General features: G+C 59.3%; 7 protein-coding genes. 6 read left to right on the forward strand and 1 reads right to left on the reverse strand.

Annotated elements, in window-relative coordinates; translation table 11 throughout:
- The first annotated feature begins 14 nt into the window (after nt 1-14).
- From Q0802_RS20740 to Q0802_RS20765, 6 genes are read left to right on the forward strand one after another with little or no spacing between them, the layout of a single operon-like run.
- Nucleotides 15-539 carry a TRAP transporter small permease gene (locus tag Q0802_RS20740; protein WP_298921748.1) on the forward strand — a complete coding sequence of 175 codons (525 nt, stop codon included), beginning with the start codon at nt 15-17 and terminating at the stop codon, nt 537-539.
- 4 nt (nt 540-543) lie between these two features.
- Nucleotides 544-1,854, forward strand: coding sequence for a TRAP transporter large permease subunit (locus Q0802_RS20745; RefSeq protein WP_298921749.1), 1,311 nt, complete (start codon nt 544-546; stop codon nt 1,852-1,854).
- A gap of 5 nt (nt 1,855-1,859) precedes the next feature.
- Nucleotides 1,860-2,786 (forward strand): hypothetical protein, encoded by a 927-nt coding sequence (locus tag Q0802_RS20750; protein WP_298921750.1) that lies wholly within the window; start codon nt 1,860-1,862, stop codon nt 2,784-2,786.
- Between the two features lies 1 nt (nt 2,787).
- Complete coding sequence (locus Q0802_RS20755; protein WP_298921751.1) at nt 2,788-3,522, forward strand: carboxyltransferase domain-containing protein; 735 nt, start codon at nt 2,788-2,790, stop codon at nt 3,520-3,522.
- On the forward strand, nt 3,519-4,541 hold the full coding sequence (locus Q0802_RS20760) for a biotin-dependent carboxyltransferase family protein (protein WP_298921752.1): 1,023 nt from the start codon (nt 3,519-3,521) through the stop codon (nt 4,539-4,541). Before Q0802_RS20755 ends, Q0802_RS20760 begins: the two co-directional genes overlap by 4 nt.
- Nucleotides 4,542-4,553: 12 nt before the next feature.
- Nucleotides 4,554-5,324 (forward strand): 5-oxoprolinase subunit PxpA, encoded by a 771-nt coding sequence (locus Q0802_RS20765; protein WP_298921753.1) that lies wholly within the window; start codon nt 4,554-4,556, stop codon nt 5,322-5,324.
- Nucleotides 5,325-5,328: 4 nt separating this feature from the next.
- Here the strand turns inward: Q0802_RS20765 and Q0802_RS20770 are convergent, their stop codons facing one another.
- Nucleotides 5,329-6,678: a c-type cytochrome gene (locus tag Q0802_RS20770; RefSeq protein ID WP_366523344.1), complete on the reverse strand. Its 1,350-nt coding sequence runs from the start codon at nt 6,676-6,678 to the stop codon at nt 5,329-5,331.
- Nucleotides 6,679-7,015 lie beyond the last annotated feature (337 nt).

The following is a 7,015-nucleotide window of genomic DNA, read 5'->3' on the forward strand; positions in this document are numbered from 1 at the left end:
GTGGGGATGGTGACGTGACTGCGATCCGCAAGACGCTTGATTTTCTGTATCTGCTGGCAGGTATTGCTGCGGCTTTATGCCTGATCGCCATACTGGCATTGATCGTCGCGCAGATGGTGGCCCGTTGGACCGGAGAGATTTTCCCCGGCGCCCCGAATTACGCGGGCTACGCCATGGCGGCCGCCAGTTTCCTCGCCTTTGCCAACGCCTTGAACAAGGGCGCGCACATCCGCGTTTCCATTTTGCTGAATTCCGTGCCCAAGGGCGCTAAACGCCTGCTGGAAATCTGGTGCTTTGCACTGGGTGCGGCAGTCGCATGGTATTTCACCTATTACGCCTATTGGTTCGTCTACTGGTCGTGGAAATTCAAAGAGGTCAGCCAAGGCCAGGACGCCATACATCTGTGGATTCCGCAATCGGTCATGGTCATCGGGGGCGGACTGATGGCCATCGCGCTGACCGACAATCTGCTGCACGTCATTTTCAAGGGCGATCACCGGATCACCCGCGATACCGTCGACGATAGCTACGAGGTATAAGCAGATGACCGAACTTTACGCAATCATCCTTTTCCTCGTCGTTCTCTTCTTGTTGCTGGGCACTGGTGTCTGGGTCGGCCTTGCCTTGATGGGGGTCGCCTGGGTCGGCATGGAACTTTTCACAACCCGCCCGGTGGGCGACACGATGATCACCACAATCTGGGCCTCGTCGAGCAGTTGGACACTGACCGCCCTGCCGCTCTTTATCTGGATGGGGGAAATCCTCTATCGCACGCGATTGTCTGAAGACATGTTCAAGGGTCTCTCGCCATGGCTGGCGCGGTTACCGGGCGGGTTGGTGCACACCAATATCGTCGCCTGCACAGTCTTTGCTGCGGTTTCGGGCTCATCCGCCGCCACGCTGACCACGGTCGGGAAGATGTCCATTCCGGAACTGCGCGCGCGTAATTATCCTGAAAACATGGTAATTGGCACGCTTGCCGGGGCGGCAACGCTGGGCCTGATGATCCCGCCGTCGCTGGCGCTGATCGTCTACGGTGTGACAGTCAACGAATCCATTACCAAGCTCTTCTTTGCAGGCGTCTTTCCCGGGTTGATCCTCGCAGGAATGTTCATGGCCTACGTGGCAATCGTGTCGTTCTCTTCCAAGGAATGGAATCCGAACGTCGAGACCGGCATGAGCTTTGCCGAAAAACTCCGCAATTCACGATTTCTGGCGCCGGTCTTCGCGCTGATCACGGTTGTGATCGGGTCGATGTATCTGGGATACGCAACCGCCACCGAGGCGGCGGCCATCGGGGTCATCGGTGCGCTGACACTTGCGCTCTTTCAGGGGTCCCTCACGCCGACATCTTTCCGCGACAGCCTGATGGGGGCCATGCGCACCTCCGCCATGATCGCGCTGATCTTGGCGGGTGCTGCCTTTCTGAAGCTCTCCATGGGGTTCACCGGCCTGCCGCGTGCGCTGGCGGATGGGATCGCGGCGATGGAGTTGGGACGTTTCCAACTGCTGATGGCCCTGCTGGTTTTCTACATCGTCCTGGGCATGTTCCTCGATGGGATATCGTCCGTGGTCCTGACAATGGCAATTGTCGAACCGATGGTGCGCGAAGCGGGCATTGACCTCATCTGGTTTGGTATCTTTGTGGTCGTTGTGGTCGAAATGGCCCAGATTACCCCGCCCATCGGGTTCAACCTCTTTGTGCTGCAGGGCATGACCGATCACGAAATGGGTTACATCACCAAAGCTGCCTTGCCGATGTTTCTCATCATGGTTCTGATGGTATTTGTCCTGATCTGGTTCCCCGAGATCGCGACATGGCTGCCGGATAACCTGCGACAAACCCCGAGCTAGACGGAGTGGTACGACTGCTATGGTTCATATCCGACAACGCGCGCGCCTGTCTGATCGCGGGTCTTGTGGCAGGTCTCGCGCTACCACGCCTCTCCGCGACCATGCAACCGTGGCTGCCACAGATGGTTGCTGGGCTCCTGACAATCACGGCGCTGCGCATCGGACATCGCGCCGCAATAGGGGCTTTGGCAGACCTGCGCTGGGGGCTGGGATCGGTGGTGGCCTTACAATTGGCGCTGCCCCTGGCCTTGCTGGGCCTGAGCTGGCTGTTCGGCATCGCCGGGTCCCCTGCAGCCATGGCGATGGTTCTTGCCACGGCAGCACCTGCCATTTCCGGCGCGCCCAATCTCGCGCTTCTGCTGGGGCAGGACGCCGGGCGCATGATGCAAATACTCGTGCTTGGGACAGCTGCCTTCCCGCTCACGGTTCTGCCGGTCATGGCACTGATGCCGGAACTTGGCGATCCGGTGCTCGTTGTGGCGTCTGCTCTCAAACTGCTTGGGGTGATCACCGTCTCGACCGGAGTGGGGTTCGCGCTGCGGGAAATACTCTTCCTACACCCGACTGTGGGACAAATCAAAACGCTCGATGGGCTGTCTGTTCTGGCATTTTCCGCCATTGTGATCGGGTTGATGGCCGCGCTGAACCCGGCTCTGCGCAACGATCCCGGCGCTGTTGGCCTCTGGGCGCTGCTGGCTTTTGCGATCAGCTATCTGGCCCAATGGATTACCTACAAAGGGTTGCGCGCCTCAAGACTGGCGCATGTGGCAGGACCACTGGCCATTGGTGCGGGCAACCGAAACATCGCGCTTTTCCTTGTCGCCCTGCCGCAGGAGGTTCTGGCCCCGCTGATGGTCTTTGTCGGATGCTGGCAATTGCCGATGTATCTCACGCCTATCCTGTTGCGATGGCTCTACAGACCGGTGCCCTGAGATGACCGATTTACCCCGCATCGACACTGTGGGCCTGTCCGGCATCATCGTGAGCTTCGCCGAGGCGATGAGTGAGCCCGCCAATCGTGCCGCACTGGCTTTTCGCGCTGCGGTCGAGGCGGAAGACTGGCCAGAGGTGTCCGAGACGATGATGTCGCTGGTCTCGGTCTTTCTGGCGGTTGATCTCGTGATAACGCCTGCCGCGGCGATCGAAGAACGATTGCGCGCGCTTCTGATCACGCGGGACTGGTATGCGGCCCCATTGCCCAAGGGGCGCACGCTCTGGCATGTGCCGACGGTCTATGGCACCGATCTTGCCCCGCAACTTGAAGAAGCCGCCGAGGTCGCCGGGCTTGACCCGGAGGAGGCCATTCGCCAACTGTCTGCGGCGCGTGTCCGCGTTCTGACCCTCGGGTTTGCGCCGGGCCAACCCTATCTGGGTGAGTTGCCAGAAGTCTGGAACATCCCGCGCCAGCAGGACCTGACCAAAAGTGTGCCTTCCGGCGCGTTGGTTGCGGCAATCCGGCAATTGATCATCTTCACCGCGCCCACACCAACGGGCTGGCGTCACGTGGGTCAAACCGCCTTTCGCAATTTTCAGTTGAACGCGGCACAACCTTTCGCTCTGTCTCCAGGCGATGAATTGACATTCCCATCCATAAAACGCGCCGAATACGACAGGATTTTGTCCAGCGAAACACCCCACGGCGGGGCGGAACGGGAAGCCATCGCATGAGTGCCGTTCTGAAAATACTGTCCGCCGGTCCCGCGCTCAGCCTTCAGGACATGGGGCGGGAAGGTTATCTGGTCTCGGGGTTGACCCGCGGCGGTGCGGCGGACCGGCTGGCCCTGCATGAAGGGGCAGCGCTTGTGGGGCAAACGGCAGAATGCGCGGCCCTTGAGATGGTGGGTATGGGCGGCACCTTCGAGGCAACAACAGACACTGTGATCGCGCTGACCGGTGCGCGTATGGCGGCAACACTGGACGGGGCCCCGCTGATCTGGAACGCCAGCCATGTGTTGCCTGCTGGCGCGAAGCTGGTGATCGGGGGGGCGCAGGCCGGAACCTACGGCTATCTGCATGTGGCGGATGGTTTTGCAACCGAGCCGCAGATGGGCGCACGGGCCAGCCATCTGAACGCAGGCATCGGCCGTTTGCTCCAATCGGGTGACAGCTTGCCGCTGGCCAGTAATGCCCCCGGTCGGCCTGGGTATTTCCTGACGCCTGAAAATCGCCTTCAGGGCGGCGCGCTGCGTGTTGTGAGATCCTTTCAGACCTGCCATTTTTCCACCGAAACCCGCAAACGTTTTTCCGAAACCGAATTCCGCCGTGACCCGCGCGGCAACCGGCAGGGCGTGCGCATGGAAGCCACAGGGGAAGGCTTTTATGCGGAGGGCGGGCTCAGCATCGTTTCCGAAGTGATCACGACGGGGGATATTCAGGTCGCGGGCGACGGCGCGCCCTATGTGCTGATGTGCGAAAGCCAAACCACCGGGGGCTATCCTCGTATCGGGACCGTCATCCCCTCGGATTTGCCCAAAGTCGCACAAGCCGCAGCAGGTGCGCCCTTGCGCTTCACCTTCATCTCGCATGAAGAGGCCATCGACATCGAAACCCGCGCGCGCGCCGAGATCAAGGCGCTTGGATCTCGCGTCCAGCCTCTCATCCGCGACCCACACGATATTGCGGATCTTTTGAGCTATCAGCTTGTGGGCGGCGCGATTTCCGCCAATGCAGACCCGTTTGAGACCTGAAGGAGACCAACAATGACCCGCGTAGATCTGAACGCCGATATGGGCGAAAGCTTTGGCCCCTGGACCATGGGGGACGATGCGGCCCTGCTGAAGACGGTCACTTCGGCCAATATCGCCTGCGGAGCGCATGCCGGCGATCCGGATGTCATGGTGGCAACGATGCGAATGGCCTCAGAAAACGGTGTGGGGATCGGCGCGCACCCGGGCTTTGCCGATTTGCAGGGGTTTGGACGCAGGCGTATGAGCATTCCGCGCGGCACATTGCAAAATTCGATCCGGTATCAGGTTGCGGCGGCGATTGGCGTGGCAAGATCGCAAGGTGCAACCGTGCGTCATCTCAAAATGCACGGTGCATTGGCGAATATGGCCTCGGAGGATGAGCAGCTTGCACGTGATCTTTATGAGGCCGCGCTATCAGTCGCACCTGACCTGATTGTCATGGTGCTTTGCGCCACAGCGCAAGAAGCTGCAGTGCGTGCTCTGGGCTGTGCCTATGCCGGAGAGATTTTTGCCGACCGGGCGTATAATGATGATGCCACGCTGGTAGACCGCAGCCTGCCGGGCGCTGTGATCCATGACCCGGAGATCGCCGGGAAACGTATGGTGGAAATGGTGCAGGCAGGGGCCATCATCACCGACACGGGCAAACGCATCGAAACGGATATCGACACGATTTGTCTGCACGGAGACACGCCCACAGCCGTTCAGATTGCCGCATCGGTGCGCAGTGCATTGGAAACGGCCGGTATCGACGTGCGCCAGTTTGACGGACGCAGCACCTAAGCCGTTACGGCTCGGTTGTATTCTGCTTCAGAAAGGCAATCAGGTCGTTTCTGTCCTGCGGCCTGGTAATGCGCTGCATCGGCATTTTTGATCCCGGAATATAGTGATCCGGCCCCAGATCGAACAAAAGATCAATGGTGCCTTCGGACCAGATGATGTCTGAGCTTCGCAGCGTGCTGGAATAGATATACCCCTCAACACTGCCCGCCGCCCGTCCGAACAGACCGTGCAGTGTCGGCCCGGCACGCCGCTGACCATCCGGCCCAAGCGCATGGCAGATGGAGCATTTACGTTGAAACTGACGCTCTCCGTTGGACATCTCTTCGGGTGATTTCAAAAAGCTCCGATCCGTGTTGGCCATCTGCGGTTCTGAGCCCAGGGTCTCAACGGGCCAGCTATACATGGCGTCATCCAACCCGCCTGCGTGGATGTTCTGACCATCCGGCGAAAAAGCCAGCGCCCAGATCGGCCCCGACAAGGTCGCGCGGAAATCGTTGGAGATACGCCAGTTCTCCGTATCGATCAGCATGATGTAGCCCTGCGCATCACCCACGGCGATACGGCCTGCACCTGCGTGAAAATCCATGGCCAGGATCGGACGCCGGTCTGCGGTGAAATCCCGCAGCGGGCCCCCATCGGGCAAGCTGGCAACGCGCGTTGTGCCGTCCACCGCACCATAGGCGATCCAAGTGTCATCAGCGCTGATGCTGATGGTATTAATGCCAAAACCATGGTTGACCAACCGGCTGATCGGTGCGCCGGTCATCGCGTCCCAGACACGTATCGTCCCATCTGCCGACGCGCTATAAATGCGTTTGCCGTCCGGAGAAAAAGCAACATCCGTGACGATGTTGGCGTGCCCCCTGATCTCTACCGGCAGGGCTTCATCGTCCAGCGACCAGACGCGAATGGTTCGATCCCAACTGGCCGAAGCGACACGCCGCCGGTCAGGCGATGCTGCAAGTTGGATGATTTTCGCCTGATGCTGACCCAAATTGCGATCTGTTCTCTTTTGAGGGTCCCAAAGGCGCACTGTGAAATCATCGCCAGCAGATACGATAGCTCCTCCATTGACACCCACAACGGCGTTGACAGCAGCCCTATGTCCCTCCAGCCAAACAGGCCTTCCACCCCGCCAATACCCTACGGAATTGTCAAAACTTGCCGTCAGAATGGCGCCGTCCGGCGTGGCGGCGATGCCTTTGATCGGTCCGCCATGACCTTTGAGTGTAAAAAAATCCTGCGCCGGTACGCGACCTGAAAACAACACCAAAAACGCGGCCATCAAGGTGGTCAGCCCCACCTTTGCAAGGGAAAAGGAAGGCCCGCTTCTCTTGTTGCTAAGTTGGTGCATTCACTCTCCCAAGATCAGCTCAGTGCCTGTCAGCGCGCATCGCCCATCAACGATGTCCGGATTATTACAAGATATGGGTATTTGCGTCCATCATTGCAGCCCAACCTTACTACCATTGGCCGTCAACCTTCGCAGATTGTCATCGGCAATCATGATTCTCTGATTGGTTGTTTTTGGTGTGGATTATGGTTGGCATGCGGGATTTACATGCGTGCGTTTTTTGAGAGAAGGTTGGTTGTGGGCAAACGAAGCTCGACTGCCGGGACGCGGAGGCTTCGGAAGTTAAGTTGGTTGCGGGAGTAGGATTTGAACCTACGACCTTCAGGTTATGAGCCTG

The sequence above is a fragment of the uncultured Roseobacter sp. genome (assembly GCF_947495275.1).
Classification (GTDB): Bacteria; Pseudomonadota; Alphaproteobacteria; order Rhodobacterales; family Rhodobacteraceae; genus Roseobacter.

Coding starts and splice junctions, on each gene's coding strand:
- Q0802_RS20765 (WP_298921753.1), top strand. CDS start 4,554: ATGACCCGCGTAGATCTGAACGCCGATATGGGCGAAAGCTTTGGCCCC.
- Q0802_RS20770 (WP_366523344.1), bottom strand. CDS start 6,678: ATGCACCAACTTAGCAACAAGAGAAGCGGGCCTTCCTTTTCCCTTGCA.
- Q0802_RS20760 (WP_298921752.1), top strand. CDS start 3,519: ATGAGTGCCGTTCTGAAAATACTGTCCGCCGGTCCCGCGCTCAGCCTT.
- Q0802_RS20755 (WP_298921751.1), top strand. CDS start 2,788: ATGACCGATTTACCCCGCATCGACACTGTGGGCCTGTCCGGCATCATC.
- Q0802_RS20745 (WP_298921749.1), top strand. CDS start 544: ATGACCGAACTTTACGCAATCATCCTTTTCCTCGTCGTTCTCTTCTTG.